Source organism: Streptomyces sp. NPDC055632 (genome assembly GCF_053618675.1).
This window is the reverse complement of sequence record NZ_JBSHHY010000027.1, coordinates 65,995-80,780: the sequence shown is the minus strand read 5'-3', so window position 1 is coordinate 80,780 and position 14,786 is coordinate 65,995. Positions and strand designations below refer to the sequence as shown.

Sequence of the window (14,786 nt, the reverse complement as noted above, 5' to 3'; positions counted from 1 at the left end):
GCCGTCACTCCGCCCGCAGCCGCAGCTCCAGGCGCTCGATCGCGGCCCGCACCCCGTTCCCGTAGCCGTCGTCGTCGAGGTGCTCCGACGCCGCGCGGGCCCGGTCCAGGTGGGCGCGCGCGGCGTCGGGCCGGTGGAGCTTGGCGTAGTCGGCGGCCAGGTTGAGGTGGAGCGAGGGGTACAGGGCGCGGACCGCGGCCGAGGCGTCGTGCGCGGCGAGCCGCTCGTCCGTGAGGTCCTCGGCCGCGCTCAGCGCCCGCAGGTCCCAGGCCAGCTCGGTGTCGGGGTCGTCCTGGGTGTCCGCCATGTAGTGCGCGAGGGTGCAGCGGTGCAGGGGGTCCCCGTCCGGGCCGATCTGCTGCCAGAGCAGTCCGAAGCGGTTGCGGGCCTCCTCGCGGTCGCCGCCGTGGAGCAGCATCAGGGCCTGCCCGATCCTGGTCATGACCCCGTCGTCCGACACCTGCTGCTGCTCGGTCACCGCGACCTCCACAAGATCACCACTGGGAGGGCCGACGCTAGCCGCACCCGGCCCCGATCGGGCCGAGGCTCAGCCGAGGTCCGGGATGCGCCAGTCGATCGGCTCGTGGCCCTGCGCCGCCACGGCCTCGTCGATCTGGGTGAAGGGGTGCGACCCGAAGAACTTCTTCGCCGACAGGGGCGAGGGGTGGGCGCCCTTCACCACCACGTGCCGCTCCTCGTCGATGAGGGGCAGCTTCTTCTGCGCGTAGTTGCCCCACAGGACGAAGACGGCCGGGTCGGGGCGCGAGGCGACCGCGGTGATCACCGCGTCCGTGAACTTCTCCCAGCCCTTGCCCTTGTGCGAGTTCGCCTCGCCGGAGCGGACGGTCAGCACGGCGTTGAGCAGGAGGACGCCCTGCTCAGCCCACGGCATCAGGTAGCCGTTGTCCGGGATCGGCAGGCCGAGCTCGGCGTTCATCTCCTTGTAGATGTTCCGCAGGGAGGGCGGGGTCTTCACGCCGGGGCGGACCGAGAAGCAGAGGCCGTGGCCCTGGCCCTCGCCGTGGTAGGGGTCCTGACCGAGGATCAGGACCTTCACCTTGTCGTACGGGGTGGCGTCGAGGGCGGCGAACACCTCGTCCTTCGGGGGGAAGACCGGTCCCTTGGCGCGCTCCTCCTCGACGAACTCGGTGAGCTGGGCGAAGTACGGCTTCTGCAGCTCCTCGCCGAGAACACCCCGCCAGGACTCGGGCAGCATGCTGGTGTCGGTCACGGTCAACAACCTCCGGTGGACGTTCCTGTCTACGTCCCAGAACCTACCGGGGGCCACTGACAGCGGCCCCCGCAGGTCCTCGCCGGCGTCCGCCTACCAGCTGGCCCGGCGGTGCAGCTCCCACATCTGCATGACGGTCTGCGGGTCGAGGGCGCGCTCGCCGCCGCCGATGTCCTCGCGGGCCGCGATGTAGAGCTTGCCCTGCCACAGGGGCAGCAGGCGGACGTCCTGGACCAGGATCTCCTGGGCCGCCACGAACTCGTCCGTGACGGTCCCGCGGTCGCTCTGGCGGCGGGACTTCGGGAGGAGCTCGTTGGTGATCCGGGGGCTCAGGTAGGGCGTGCCGAGGACGTTCTCCTTGCCCACGAAGGGCGCGACGAAGTTGTCCGGGTCCGGGAAGTCGGGGAACCAGCCGCGGCCGAAGACCGGGTACTCGCCCTTCTGGTAGGCCGCCTGGAACTCCGCCCAGGGCTTGCCGTTCAGGGTGACCTCGAAGAGCCCGGACTCCTCCAGCTGCCGCTTGAGCTCGGCGAACTCGGCGGCCGTCGAGGAGCCGTAGCGGTCCGTGGTGTACCAGAAGGTCAGCTTGACGGGCTTGTCGATGCCGGCCTCGCGGAGGATCTCGGTGGCCTTCTCGACGCTGGGCGTGCCGAAGCGGTCGAAGAACTTGGTGGTGTGGGCCGCGATGCCCTTGGGCACCATGGAGTACAGGGGTTCGGCGGTGCCCTGGTAGACCCTGCTGACCAGTTCTTCGCGGTCGACGAGCTGGGCGATGGCCTTGCGGACGGGGAGCTTGGCGACCGAGGGGTCCTGGGCGTTGAAGACGAGGTAGCGGATGTCGGTGCCGGTCGACTCGACGAGCTGGAGACCCTGGTTCTCGGGCTTGTCGTCCTGGAGGGAGACGACCTCCTCGGCGGTGAGGCCGCGGTAGGTGGCGTCGATCTCCTTCTTGCGGAGCGCCGCGACCATCGCCTCGGACTCCTTGAAGTACTTGATGGTCACCCCCCCGTTCTTGAGGGTGGCGAAGCCCTTGTACGTGGGGTTCTTCGTCAGCTCGGCCGATCCGCCCTCGGTGTACGCGTCCAGGGTGTACGGACCCGAGCCGCTGACCTTGCCGTCCTTGGAGCGGAGCCGGTCGGCCGGGTAGTCGGCCGGGTCCACGATGGACATGGCGGGGGTGGCGAGGACGAACGGGAAGGTGGCGTCCGACCTGTTGAGCCGGAAGACGACCGTGCGGTCGCCGACGGTCTCGATCTTGTCGAGGGAGCCGAGCATGCCGTTGGGGCCGCCCTTGTGGTTGATCGTGCGGATGCGCTCGATCGAGTACTGCACGGCCTTGGCGTCCAGCTTGTGCCCGTTGGAGAACGTGAGGCCGTCGATGAGCTTGCACTCGAAGACCCGGCTGGCGGTGTCCGTGAACTTGCAGTCCGCGGCGTCCGACTGCGGGGTCGTGCTGCCCGTCGGGAAACTCACCAGGGTCTGGAAGACATTCCTGAAGAGCTCCCAGGCATTGTCCCAGGACGCGGCCGGATCAAGCGTGGAGGGAGAACTCGTCGTGCCGACCACGAGCCTCTGGTCCCCGGTGGATTCACTGTCCGAAAAGACACCGCATCCGGTCACCAGGGATATGGACACAAGGGCTGCAGCCGCCTGCAGACTGGTCCGGTTGAACACGTGCACGCTCCTCGTTCAGCCATGGGTCGGCCGACGATACCGCAGCACCCCGTCAGGTCAATGTTCGAGCCCGACGGGGCACTTGAGGCATTCGATGCAGAACCGGGCTCAATCCGGACACGAATTCCGGAAAGTGTCCGGTTATCGGTCACCCGACTCCGGCGTTCAGGAAAATCCCGCCGTCGACGACGAGCGTCTGGCCGGTGATCCACTCCGACTGGGAGGAGGTGAGGAAGGCGGCCGCGCCGCCGATGTCCGCCGGAACGCCGAGCCGGCCGAGCGGATAGGAGGCGGCGGCCTCCGCCTCGCGGCCCTCGTAGAGAGCCTGCGCGAATTTCGTCTTGACAACGGCCGGGGCGATTGCGTTCACTCGCACGACCGGCGCGAATTCATGCGCCAGCTGAAGGGTCAGATTGACCATCGCGGCCTTGCTCATTCCGTACGCCCCAATGAAGGGCGAGGCGGATACGCCGGCGATCGAGGCGATGTTCACGATCGCCCCGCCGTTCTCCTTCTGCCAGGCGTGCCAGGTCCGCTGTGCGAAACCGAGCGCGGAGATCACATTGGTCTCGAAGACCTTGCGGGCCACATTGAGGTCCAGGTCCGCGATGGCGCCGAAGACCGGATTCGTCCCGGCGTTGTTGACCAGGAAGTCCACCCGGCCGAAGCCGTCCATCGCCGCCTCGACGGCGGCGGCCTGGTGGGCCTCGTCGTGGGCCTTGCCGGGGACGCCGATCGCCCGGTCCGCGCCGAGCCGCTCCACGGCCTCCTTGAGGGCCTCCTCGCCGCGCCCGGTGATGACGACCCGGTCGCCGCGGGCGACCAGCGCCTCGGCGATGCCGTAGCCGATGCCGCGGCTCGCCCCGGTGACCAGGGCGACCCTGCCGGACAGCTCCGGCGGTTCCTGCGTGCTCATGTCCGTCTCCTCCTGTCTCTGCCGCTGCCGGTCGTCAGTTGAGCGGGCCGCCGGCCACGTACATGACCTGGCCGGAGACGAAGCCGGCGTCGTCGCCCGTGAAGAAGGCGATCGCGTTGGCGACGTCCTCGGGGCGGCCGACCCGCTGCACCGGGATCATGGAGGCGGCGGCGGCCTGGAACTCCTCGAAGCCCATGCCGACGCGCTCGGCGGTCTGCGCGGTCATCTCGGTGACGATGAAGCCCGGGGCGACGGCGTTGGCGGTGACGCCGAACTTGCCGAGCTCCTTGGCGAGGGTCTTGGTGAGGCCCTGCAGGCCGGCCTTGACCGCGGAGTAGTTGGCCTGGCCGCGGTTGCCGAGCGCCGACGAGGAGGAGAGGGAGACGATCCGGCCGAAGCCCGCGTCCACCATGTGCTTCTGACAGGCCTTCGCCATCAGGAAGGCACCCTTGAGGTGCACGTTCATGACGAGGTCCCAGTCCGACTCGGACATCTTGAAGAGCAGGTTGTCGCGGAGCACGCCCGCGTTGTTGACGAGGATCGTCGGCGCCCCGAGCTCGGCGGCGACGCGCGCGACGGCGGCCTCCACCTGGGCGCCGTCGGAGACGTCGCAGCCGACCGCGAGGGCGGTGCCGCCCGCGGCGGTGATCTTCTCGACGGTGTCCTTGCAGGCCGCCTCGTCGAGGTCGAGTACGGCGACGGCGCGGCCCTCGGCCGCGAGGCGGAGCGCGGTGGCCGCGCCGATGCCCCGTGCGGCACCCGTGACGACGGCTACGCGCTGCTCGGTGGTGGACATGCTTGGTTCTCCTCGCCCTTGGATCGTCCCTGGTGGCGGCCGGACCGGCGTCCGCTCCTGCGTCCCGCACATGAGCGACCGCTTAGTATCGTCCGCAGACGAGACGCTAGAAGCCCTGGCACCCGGTGTCAACGGCCCACCGGGTGCACCTGGTCACCCTGCGTCCGGGCGCGGGCGCTCAGCGCACGAGGAGTTCGAGCAGCCGCTCCACCTCGGCCTCGGGATCGGCGGTGAGGCCCGTGTGCACGGGCCCCGGCTGCACGACCGTGGAGCGCGGCGCGATCAGCCAGCGGAAGCGGCGCCCGGCGTCGTCGCGGGCGGCCTGTCCGGCCGCGTCCCCGCCGAGGCAGACCCCTTCGACGGCGCGCAGGGCCGCCCGTACGCCGGTCACGTCGGCCGCCGGGTCGAGCACCGCCAGCTTGGCCTCGTCCAGGTGCGTGCGGGCGGCCACGAAGGAGCGGGCGCGGCAGTAGACGACCACGCCCGCGTTGAAGCACTCGCCGCGCTCGACCCGCGGCACCACGCGCAGCAGCGCGTACTCGAAGACGTCGCGGTCGCTCACGTGGTGCTGTCCTTCTCGATGGGCTTCTCGGTGGCTTGGCCGGCGGCCTGGTCGGCGGGCTTCCCGGTGGGGCGCGTTCGGGGCGCGAGGCGTTCGGCGAGCCAGCCGGGCGGCTGCTGGGGCCGGTTCTCGGTGCGCGGTCCGAGCGTGATCCGCTCGTGGATGGTGGCGGCGCGGGGCAGCAGCGCCTCGACGTAGGCGGCCCGCACCTCGTCCGGGCCCGCGAAGCCGGGCTCGTCGACGAGCCACTCGTCGGGCACGTCGGCGGCGACCTCGTCGAGGAGTTCGCGGGTGACGAGCGGCGCGAGCTCGGCGGCCGCGGCGGCGACGTCGGGCGCGAAGGGGGCGAGCGCGTGGTCGGAGGCGTCGTACGGCTTGGCGGCGGAGGCTGCGGCCCCCGGCCAGTTGTGGTGCCAGATCATGGTGGCGCCGTGGTCGATGAGCCACAGGTCGCCGTGCCAGACGAGCATGTTCGGGTTGCGCCAGGACCGGTCGACGTTGTTGATCACCGCGTCGAACCAGACGACCCGGCCCGCCTCGGCCGGGTCCACCTCGTACGCCAGCGGGTCGAAGCCCAGCGACCCCGGCAGGAAGTCCATGCCCAGGTTGAGCCCGCCGCTCGCCTTGAGCAGCTCCTGCACCTCCTGGTCGGGTTCGGAGAGCCCGATGACCGGGTCGAGCTGGATCGTGACGAGCTCGGGCACCCGCAGCCCGAGCCGGCGGGCGAGCTGCCCGCAGATCACCTCGGCGACCAGGGTCTTGCGGCCCTGTCCCGCGCCGGTGAACTTCATGACGTACGTGCCGAGGTCGTCGGCCTCGACGATCCCGGGGAGCGAGCCTCCCTCACGCAGGGGTGTGACATAGCGGGTCGCTACGACCTCTTCCAACACTTTCCCAGGCCACCCATCTCTTCATCCTTGCAATCCACGGGCATCTTCGTGAGGGCGCAACGGGGGGAATCGCCGTCGGCGACACTGGGGAGAATCCGGGGAGTTCCGACCGGCACGCCGCCCTCCCCCACTCCCCGAGCAGTCCGTCGATGGCACCGCGCCCCTTGCCGCCGGCCTCCGGCATGAAGTGAGCATAGTAACTCAGGGTGATCGCCGGGGATGAGTGAGCCTTCTCCGACCTCACGCCGACGCGCGGTGAAGGACGAGGAGGTCCGGACGATCGCCGTGATGCGGTTGGTGCCGCGGTTGCCGGCGGCGGTCAGGACTCGGACGTTCATGCCGTGGCGCTCTGCGTTCGCCCGAGCGGTGCGGGGTGTCGGCGGCGATCCGGTCGCTCGGCGGCAGGGTGCCGTCAAGGATCACGAACGCCCGGGACCGGAACCGTTCCGCGCGCCGGCCGTGGCCGCCGCGGACCTCCCGGCCGAAGCCGGCGTGGACTCCCACCTCGCGGTGCGGCCGATCGCACGCAACGAGGCCCGGGCGCCTTCGACATGCTCCGCGCCCGGCCGCCGACACCGGAGACGTCCGACACCCGCGCACATGCGGGGAGTGATTATACGCCTCTTTTCTGACATTTCACTTTGTCCAGTATTTTCCCTGCGGAAAAGGGTGGATTCTTCCCTCCTGCGCGTTTAGCGTGGACGCAGACAGTAATTCGAATACACATTCGATAAGAGCGACGGCCGTGCGGGCGCACGTCCTGCCGGACGAGGACCGCGTCCCCTGTCCGCCGGGCCCACCCGGAACCGTCGTCGCGGACGCCAGGAGTACGGCGTGAACCTCACCTTCACCACCGCCACCAAGGAACAGGCCAAGGCCCGCATCGCGCTCGCCGGCCCCACCGGGTCGGGCAAGACCTACACCGCCCTGGTCATCGCCGCCGGGCTCGGCGAGCGGGTCGCCCTGATCGACACCGAGCACGGCAGCGCCGCCAAGTACGCCGACGAGTTCGCCTTCGACACCCTCCCGCTCACGACGTTCCAGCCCACCACCCTCGTCGAAGCGCTCGCGGTGGCCGCCCACGAGGGCTACGACGTCATGATCGTCGATTCCCTGAGTCACTTCTGGTCCGGCACCGGCGGGATGCTGGAGCAGGTCGACAACGCGGCCAAGCGCCTGGGGGCGGGCGGCAGCTTCGCCGGCTGGAAGGAGGCCCGCCCCCAGGAGCGGGCGATGATCGACGCCCTGCTCGCCTATCCCGGTCACCTCGTCGTCACCATGCGCACCAAGACCGAGTACGTCGTGGAGGCCGACGAGCGCGGCCGCAAGGTGCCGCGCAAGATCGGGCTCAAGCCCGAGCAGCGGGAGGGCATCGAGTACGAATTCGACATCGTCGGCGATCTCGACCACGAGAACACCCTGGTGATCTCCAAGTCCCGGGCGAAGCCGCTGTCCGGGACGGTGCTCCACAAGCCGGGCCCGGAGTTCGCCGAGGCCGTCCTCGGCTGGCTCGAGTCCGGCAAGCCCGCCGTCTCCGTCTCCGACTACGTCACGGCGGCCACCGCGCCGGGCGCCGACCACGAGGAGCTGCGCGCCCTGTACGAGGAGGTCCGCCGGCACAACCTGCTCGGCGCCGCCGTCCTGGACGACACCGGGGAGACCCGCACGCTCGGCCAGCTGATAGTGCGCCACGGCACCGCGGCGGCGAGGAACAGGGTCGCCGAGGACATCGAGTCCGGGGCCGGTGCCGGGGCCGGGGCCGGGGCCGGGCGGAAGGGCGGGTCCGCATGAACCTCAAGGAGCACGCCACCCGGGTCGCCGTGCTCCGGGTGCTGCTCGACGCCGTCGACGCCGAGTACCGGACCGAGCGCCACGAGGTCCTCGACGGGCTGCGCGCGGCCCGCGCCGAGCTGAACCTGAAGTCGGTCCGGGTGACCCTGCCGGACGACACACCGGTCGCCACGCTCACCCTCGTCGACCCCAGGCCGGCGGTCGTGGTCGCCGACGAAGAGGCCTTCACCGCCTGGGTGGCCGACAACCACCCCGGCGAGGTGGAGACGCTGGTCCGGGTGCGCTCCAGCTGGCAGCGGCAGTTCCTCGCGCGGCTGACCTGCCTCGATCCGGTCGTCGACCCGTCCACCGGCGAGGCGATCCCGGGGCTGGGCGTGCTGTCGGCCTCCGAACCGCGGTCGTTCAGCCTGCACCCCCTGCCCGGCGGACGGGAACGGATCTCCCGCGCCTTGCACACCGGCACGCTCGACCTGCACCGTCTGCTCCCCCTCGAGGGTGGCGAGGATCCGTGACCGCCGTCGTCGCCCACCCCGGCCGGGACGCGCTCGGCACGGTGTGGTTCCTGGTCTCCCGAGCCGGTCACCTCGACTGCGGCCGCTGGACGTTCGAGGACGGCGAGCGGCTGCGGTGCGCCTGCGGGGCCGTCCTGTACGTGTACCGGCGGCCGGTGGACACCGCGGGAAGCGGCGCACCGGCGTCAGCCGGCACGTCCCTCCACGAAAGGGAAGAGCGAATGCTGCCGGCCGAGACGGCCCAACTCGTCGCCCTGGTAGCGGCGATGTGCCCGTCGATGCACCTGGAGGACACCACGACGGACGCCTGGCACCTGCTGCTCGCCGACCTGGACGTCGCCGATGTGCGGGCGGCCGTGTCCCGGCTGGGCATGCAGCAGTCCCGTATCGCCGCCTCCGACATCCGCGCCGAAGTGCGCACGATCCGGGAGGAGCGGCTCGCCCGCAACCCGCTGCCCCTCCCGGACAGCGACCCCGACGATCCTCGCCGTTATCGCGCGGAACTCCTCGAGCTGGTGACCGCGATCGCCTCAGGACGGCGGGTCCGGCGCACACCCGCCGTCCCGGGCGGTCCGCCCTCCCGCCTCACCGGCTCGAAGCGCGACCCTCGCGTCCGCTCCCTCCGCGTGCCCTGCCCCTGGTGCGGGGCCGCCGCGGGCCGTCCCTGCACCGTCCCCCGGCTCGGGATCCCGCTGAGGAGGGCCCCTGCCCACCAGGCACGGCTCCTCGCGGCCGGGCTCGCCGAGCCCGGGCCGGGGCAGGAGAGCGAGGCGAGGTGAACCCGGTGATCGCCCCGTCTCGGGAAAAGGCCGCCGTACCGGCGCCCTGCCCCCTCGCCACCGCGCCCCCCTGCTGCCTCTCGCCACCGCGCCCCCTGGAGGTCCGCGCCGCCCAGCTCGCCCCTCGCACCCGGCCGGAGCGGCGCGGCCTCCCCTCCGGGCACCGCCACCACCGGTATGAGACCGCCCGCCGAACTCGAACAGGTACGGGTGAGGAATCACCCGTCGCACGAGAGGAGAACTGCCATGGCCGGTGAAACCGTCATCACCGTCGTCGGCAACCTGACCGACGACCCCGAGCTGCGCCTCACCCCGTCCGGCGACGCGGTCGCACACTTCACCGTCGCGTCCACGCCCCGCACCTTCGACCGGCAGAGCAACGAATGGCGGGACGCCGAGACGCTGTTCCTGCGCTGCTCGGTCTGGCGGCAGGAGGCGGAGCACGCCGCCGAGTCCCTGACCCGCGGCACCCGCGTCATCGTCCAGGGGCGACTGCGCCAGCGGACGTACGAGACCCGGGAGGGCGAGAGGCGGACCGTCGTCGAGCTGGAGGCCGACGAGATCGGCCCGTCGCTGCGGTTCACCGCCGCGACGATCACCAGGCCCCCGCACACCGGCGTCCCCGCCGGTTCCCGCAGCGGCCCCCGTTCTCCCGCCGGGGACCCGTTCCCCCGGCCCGACGGCGAGCGGCCGGTCCCCGCCGAGGCCGGACGACATGCCCCCCGCGAGGAGGCGGATCCCTTCTGACGGGCCGACGCACCCGTGCGCCGGCCGCGACCGCACACCACACACCGCAAACCGCACCCACCCGAGGCGGACCCCATGAAGGAACAGGACCGCGAGGAAGCGCTCGAACTCGCCCTCGCCCAGATCGAAAAACGGTTCGGCGCGGGCTCGGTGATGCGCCTGGGTGATGAGCCGGGGGCCCCGACCGAGGTCGTCCCCACCGGCTCGATCGCCCTGGATCTCGCCCTCGGCGTCGGCGGCCTGCCGCGCGGCCGCGTGGTGGAGATCTACGGCCCGGAGTCCTCCGGCAAGACGACCCTGGCCCTGCACGCCATGGCCAACGCGCAGAAGGCGGGCGGGACCGCGGCGTTCATCGACGCCGAGTACGGCTTCGACCTCGAGTACGCCGGGCGGCTCGGCGTCGACACCGATGCCCTGCTGGTCTGCCAGCCCGACAACGGCGAACAGGCCCTGCAGATCGCCGACACCCTCATCCACTCCGGCGCCCTGGGCCTCATCGTCATCGACTCCGTCGCCGCGCTCGTCCCGCGCGCGGAGATCGAGGGCGAGATGGGCGACCCGCACGTGGGTCTCCAGGCCCGTCTGATGAGCCAGGCGCTCCGGAAGATCGCCGGCGCGCTGGGCCACTCCGGAACCACGATGGTCTTCATCAACCAGCTCCGCGAGAAGATCGGCGTGATGTTCGGCTCGCCGGAGACCACGACCGGTGGCCGCGCCCTGAAGTTCTACGCCTCGGTGCGCCTCGACATCCGCCGCATCGAGACCCTCAAGGACGGCACGGACGCGGTCGGCAACCGCACCCGCGTCAAGGTCGTCAAGAACAAGGTCGCCCCGCCGTTCAGGCAGGCGGAGTTCGACATCCTCTACGGCCGGGGCATCAGCCGCGAGGGCGAGCTGATCGACATGGGCGTGCAGCACGGCTTCGTGCACAAGTCCGGTGCCTGGTACACCTACGAGGGCGACCGGCTCGGCCAGGGCAAGGAGAACGCCCGCACCTTCCTGAAGGACCACCCCGGCCCGGCCGACGAGATCGAGGAGAAGATCAGGGAGAAACTGGACATCGTGGCGAAGCCGGAGGCCCCGGCGGCGGAGCCCCGGACCGATACGGCGAACCGAGCGGCCCCACCCGACACCGTGCCGTTCGGCTCGGCCGCGGCCGGTCGGCGCTCCACCGGGCCGGCCTCGTCGGCCCCGAGCGCTCCGGTCCCCCGTGTCCTCCTCGACGGCACCCCGGCCGGGCCGTGAAGACCAGCCTGCCGCCCCCTCATCCCGGAGCGGGGCGAGCGCCGGTGTCCCGGGACGGCGCCCTGCTCCCCGGCGGCGCCGCGCTCCGGGACGGGACGCCGGCCCCGGGCGGGACCGCCGCCGGCCGGCCCGCTGCGGCAGAGCCGGTCCAGCAGTTGGTCGCGGCCCCCGCCGACGGCGAGGACCGGGCCACCGAGGCGGCGTTGCGCCCCAAGGCCCTGGACGGGTTCATCGGTCAGGAACGGGTCCGCGAGCAGCTCGACCTCCTCCTCCGGGCCGCGCGGCAGCGGAGCGCCACCGCCGAACACGTGCTGTTCTCCGGTGCCCCGGGGCTCGGCAAGACCACCCTGGCGATGATCATCGCCGCGGAGATGGATGCCCCGCTGCGCCTCACCTCCGGCCCCGCCATCCAGCACCCCGGGGCCCTGGCGGCGGTCCTGGCCTCGCTCACCGGGGGCGAGGTCCTCTTCCTCGACGAGATCCACCGCATGTCCCGGCCCGCCGAGGAGATGCTCTACCTGGCGATGGAGGACTTCCGCGTCGACATCGTCGTCGGCACCGGCCACGAAGCGACCGCCATGCCCCTCGAACTGCCGCCGTTCACCCTCGTCGGCGCCACCGTCCGGGCCGGCCTGCTGGTCCCGCCGCTGCGCGACCGCTTCGGCTTCACCGCCCACATGGAGTTCTACGACCCGTCCGAACTGGAGCGCGTCGTCCACCGCTCCGCCCGGCTGCTCGAGGTGGAGATCGAGCCCGCGGGCGCCGCCGAGATCGCCGGTCGCTCCCGCGGGACCCCCCGCATCGCCAACCGGCTGCTGCGCCGGGTGCGGGACTACGCCCAGGTCACCGCGGACGGCGTGGTCACCGGTGAGATCGCGTCCGCGGCCCTGGGGCTCTACGAGGTCGACGGCCGTGGCCTGGACCGCTTGGACCGGGCCGTGCTGCGCGCCCTGCTGAAGCTGTTCGGCGGCGGACCGGTGGGCCTGGCCACCCTCGCGGTCGCCGTGGGGGAGGAGCGGAACACGGTGGAGGAGGTCGCCGAGCCGTTCCTGGTCCGGGAGGGGCTGCTGGCCCGGACGCCCCGGGGGCGGGTCGCGACGCCCGCCGCGTGGACCCATTTCGGGCTCGTGCCGCCCCCCGTGCCCACGTCGCCGCTGTGACCGGTCTGCTCGTCGACCGGACCCCGGCCCGGCGGCAGGAGGTCAGCTGCCCGCGGGCCGCGGGCGACGACGCAGGAGGACTTCCCCGATTCCAGCGCGCCGTTGACGGCGGTCACGCAGAACTCGAAGTTCCACACCCCGGGGAACAGGAACGCGATCCCGTGGCTCGTCCCCTCGACGACGTACTCGTCGGCGGTGGACCGGCCGTTCTCGCCGGGGCGGGAGGAGTCCCAGGTGCCGTTGGTCCGGCGCAGGTGCGCGCGGACCTTCTCCCACTTGCCGGCGGTGTCGCTGATGGTGGGCACCTCGTACGCGTCCTGGACGTACTCCTCGCTGGAGCCGCCGGCCGGGAAGGGCTGCGCGGTGCCGTAGCCGTCGTAGATGCCGCCCCTGGGCGCCCGGAAGCCCATCAGGACCACCTTGCCGCGGGCCTCGCCGAGGGTGGGGACGGTGCGCGCCTGGCCGCCGCCGGTGACCGAGGGCGCCCAGAACAGGTCGCGCCAGGCGGTGGACGGTGTGGTCCCGTCGCCGTCGCCGGTGCGGGTCCGGCCGTCGAGGCAGGAGTCGAGGACCGCGGATGCCGGCGCGGTACTGGGTGGTGAGGGTCTTCGCGCTGAAGCCGTGGTTCTCCTGGGTCTGCGCGATGCCGGTGGCGACGCCCCCGCACTTCCCCGTCTTCGGGTCGCGCTCAGTGTGATGCCGGTGAGGGAGAGGAACAAGGCGAGCGCGGTTCCCGGGACGGCGCGTGCGCGCCGCCGTCCGGCTCGCGGAGGGGGTTCCTGGCGCATGGGCGCTTCGGACGGGAGCATGTCCACCTTGTCGGGGCCGGGCCGCGTGGCACGTGATCATCGGGTGGGTCGTCCCGAGTGTGGCAGCGGGACGTGGCGCCGTACGCGTCGGCGGGTGAGTGTCGCCGGGATCACGTCCGGCACCGGTCCCGACGGCACGGGGCGAAGCACTTCGGCAACAACGCGGCAACGAACTCTTGGTTTCGCGTGCATGGATCGCGGGCGGGCGCGGCCGTAGCGTCCTGTCCGCTGCCTTCGCCGCTCCGCACACAGCCGAGAGGATATTGTCATGGCCACGACCAATGCGTCCGGTCCCAGTCGTCGGGGGGTGCTGGCCGGCGCCGCGGCCGTCGCCGCCGGCGCCACCGTTCCCGTGTTCGCCGCCGCACCCGCCCGGGCCGCCGCCGCGCGGCCCAACGTGCTGCTGATCGTCACCGACGACCAGCCCAAGCAGACCGAGTGGGCGACGCCGAAGACCGTCGCCTGGCTGGCGGGGCAGGGGGTGCGGTTCACCAACGGGCACGCCACCACGCCGCTGTGCGCACCGTCGCGCTCGTCGGTGTTCTCCGGGCGGTACGCGCACAACCACGGGGTGCGGAACAACGGAGCCTCGCGTTCGCTGGACCAGCACACGACGCTGCAGCGGTACTTGAAGCAGGCGGGATACCGGACGGGGCTGTTCGGCAAGTACCTCAACTCCTGGGACCTGTCCGAGGCTCCGCCGCACTTCGAGGAGTTCGCACTGCTCAGGCCGTCGTACGTGGACGGGACGTTCAACGTGGACGGAACCGTGCAGACCGTGCCCGGCTACACGACCACCGTGGTGAAGAACCGCACGCTGGCGTTCATCGACAAATCCCGCACGGACGACCGGCCCTGGTTCGCGTACGTCACCCCGTACGCCTCCCACGGGCCCAACACCCCCGAGCCCAAGTACGCCGGCACCGACGTGCCGGCCTGGGACGGGCGTCCGTCCGTGCCCGAGGCGGACCGCAGCGACAAGCCGGCGTACGTGCGCAACGCGACGCAGACGCTCGCGGACGGCCGGCTGACGCGGGCGAAGCAGCTGCGGACGCTGCGCTCGGTGGACGACGCGGTGGGGGCGTTCCGCGACAAGCTGGCGGCGCTGGGCCAGTTGGACAACACGCTGGTGATCTACATCGGCGACAACGGCTTCAACTGGGCCGACCACGGGCTCGGGGGCAAGGGCGTGCCGTACCGGCCCGCCCACGAGGTGCCGTTCTACCTCTCCTGGCCCGGTGGCGGCCTCGGCGGGGGCACGACCGACAACCGGATCGTGGCGAACATCGACATCGCGCCGACCGTGCTCGACGCGGCCGGGATCACGCCGGACACGCCGCACGACGGGCGCTCGCTGCTCGGCGGGTACTCCCGCGACCACCTGCTGATCGAGTGGTGGAAGCAGGGCACGGGCACGGAGGGGCAGAACACCTGGTCGTCGTACGTCGCCAAGGACCGCCAGTACACGGAGTACTACGAGCTCCACACGGACGCCGCGGGCAACGTCAGCGGGACGGGCCGGGTCAAGTTCCGCGAGTACTACGACCTGGACGCGGACCCCTACCAGCTGAGCAACAGCCTCCACCAGGCCACGCCCGCGCAGGAGAAGGCGCTCGGCATCCCGGGGCTCGCGGCAGCGCTGGCCGCGGACCGCACGTCCTGAGGGGGGCCGCC

At 71.8% G+C, this 14,786-nt stretch carries 15 protein-coding genes; 8 read left to right on the top strand and 7 right to left on the bottom strand.

Annotated elements, in window-relative coordinates; all coding sequences use genetic code 11:
• Positions 1–4: 4 nt before the first annotated feature.
• The 7 genes from ACWGSR_RS28205 to ACWGSR_RS28175 all read right to left on the bottom strand — a co-directional run bounded on the left by ACWGSR_RS28205 (position 5) and on the right by ACWGSR_RS28175 (position 6,069).
• Positions 5–478: a hypothetical protein gene (locus ACWGSR_RS28205; RefSeq protein WP_376235767.1), complete on the bottom strand. Its 474-nt coding sequence runs from the start codon at positions 476–478 to the stop codon at positions 5–7.
• Positions 479–547: 69 nt separating this feature from the next.
• Positions 548–1,231 carry a uracil-DNA glycosylase gene (gene ung / locus ACWGSR_RS28200; protein ID WP_376235765.1) on the bottom strand — a complete coding sequence of 228 codons (684 nt, stop codon included), beginning with the start codon at positions 1,229–1,231 and terminating at the stop codon, positions 548–550.
• Positions 1,232–1,324: 93 nt separating this feature from the next.
• Complete coding sequence (locus tag ACWGSR_RS28195; protein WP_376235762.1) at positions 1,325–2,905, bottom strand: ABC transporter substrate-binding protein; 1,581 nt, start codon at positions 2,903–2,905, stop codon at positions 1,325–1,327.
• A 148-nt stretch (positions 2,906–3,053) separates the two neighbouring features.
• Complete coding sequence (locus tag ACWGSR_RS28190; RefSeq protein ID WP_376235760.1) at positions 3,054–3,821, bottom strand: SDR family oxidoreductase; 768 nt, start codon at positions 3,819–3,821, stop codon at positions 3,054–3,056.
• 34 nt (positions 3,822–3,855) lie between these two features.
• Entirely contained in the window at positions 3,856–4,617 is a 762-nt protein-coding gene (gene fabG, locus ACWGSR_RS28185) for a 3-oxoacyl-ACP reductase FabG (RefSeq protein ID WP_376235758.1), read from the bottom strand.
• A gap of 178 nt (positions 4,618–4,795) precedes the next feature.
• Complete coding sequence (locus ACWGSR_RS28180) at positions 4,796–5,179, bottom strand: DUF3037 domain-containing protein (RefSeq protein ID WP_453570183.1); 384 nt, start codon at positions 5,177–5,179, stop codon at positions 4,796–4,798.
• Complete coding sequence (locus ACWGSR_RS28175) at positions 5,176–6,069, bottom strand: HipA family kinase (protein ID WP_453570180.1); 894 nt, start codon at positions 6,067–6,069, stop codon at positions 5,176–5,178. The genes ACWGSR_RS28180 and ACWGSR_RS28175 overlap by 4 nt, the downstream gene beginning before the upstream one ends.
• 834 nt (positions 6,070–6,903) lie before the next feature.
• On the opposite strand from ACWGSR_RS28175, the gene ACWGSR_RS28170 reads away from it, so the two are divergent.
• The 8 genes from ACWGSR_RS28170 to ACWGSR_RS28135 all read left to right on the top strand — a co-directional run bounded on the left by ACWGSR_RS28170 (position 6,904) and on the right by ACWGSR_RS28135 (position 14,775).
• On the top strand, positions 6,904–7,860 hold the full coding sequence (locus ACWGSR_RS28170; protein ID WP_453570177.1) for an ATP-binding protein: 957 nt from the start codon (positions 6,904–6,906) through the stop codon (positions 7,858–7,860).
• Complete coding sequence (locus tag ACWGSR_RS28165) at positions 7,857–8,372, top strand: hypothetical protein (protein ID WP_376235749.1); 516 nt, start codon at positions 7,857–7,859, stop codon at positions 8,370–8,372. The genes ACWGSR_RS28170 and ACWGSR_RS28165 overlap by 4 nt, the downstream gene beginning before the upstream one ends.
• The gene (locus ACWGSR_RS28160) at positions 8,369–9,151 is read left to right on the top strand and encodes a zinc finger domain-containing protein (RefSeq protein WP_453570174.1); all 783 of its coding nucleotides are present in this window, start codon (positions 8,369–8,371) and stop codon (positions 9,149–9,151) included. Before ACWGSR_RS28165 ends, ACWGSR_RS28160 begins: the two co-directional genes overlap by 4 nt.
• Before the next feature lie 246 nt (positions 9,152–9,397).
• Positions 9,398–9,898 carry a single-stranded DNA-binding protein gene (locus ACWGSR_RS28155; protein ID WP_376235744.1) on the top strand — a complete coding sequence of 167 codons (501 nt, stop codon included), beginning with the start codon at positions 9,398–9,400 and terminating at the stop codon, positions 9,896–9,898.
• A gap of 75 nt (positions 9,899–9,973) precedes the next feature.
• Positions 9,974–11,143, top strand: a complete 1,170-nt coding sequence (recA, locus tag ACWGSR_RS28150) for a recombinase RecA (protein WP_453570171.1) — start codon at positions 9,974–9,976, stop codon at positions 11,141–11,143.
• Positions 11,144–11,298: 155 nt separating this feature from the next.
• A complete protein-coding gene (gene ruvB, locus ACWGSR_RS28145) occupies positions 11,299–12,303 on the top strand; it encodes a Holliday junction branch migration DNA helicase RuvB (protein ID WP_376235797.1) in 1,005 nt (334 codons plus the stop codon).
• 102 nt (positions 12,304–12,405) lie between these two features.
• Positions 12,406–12,675: a hypothetical protein gene (locus ACWGSR_RS28140; RefSeq protein WP_453570168.1), complete on the top strand. Its 270-nt coding sequence runs from the start codon at positions 12,406–12,408 to the stop codon at positions 12,673–12,675.
• A gap of 705 nt (positions 12,676–13,380) precedes the next feature.
• Complete coding sequence (locus ACWGSR_RS28135; RefSeq protein WP_376235736.1) at positions 13,381–14,775, top strand: sulfatase family protein; 1,395 nt, start codon at positions 13,381–13,383, stop codon at positions 14,773–14,775.
• Positions 14,776–14,786 lie beyond the last annotated feature (11 nt).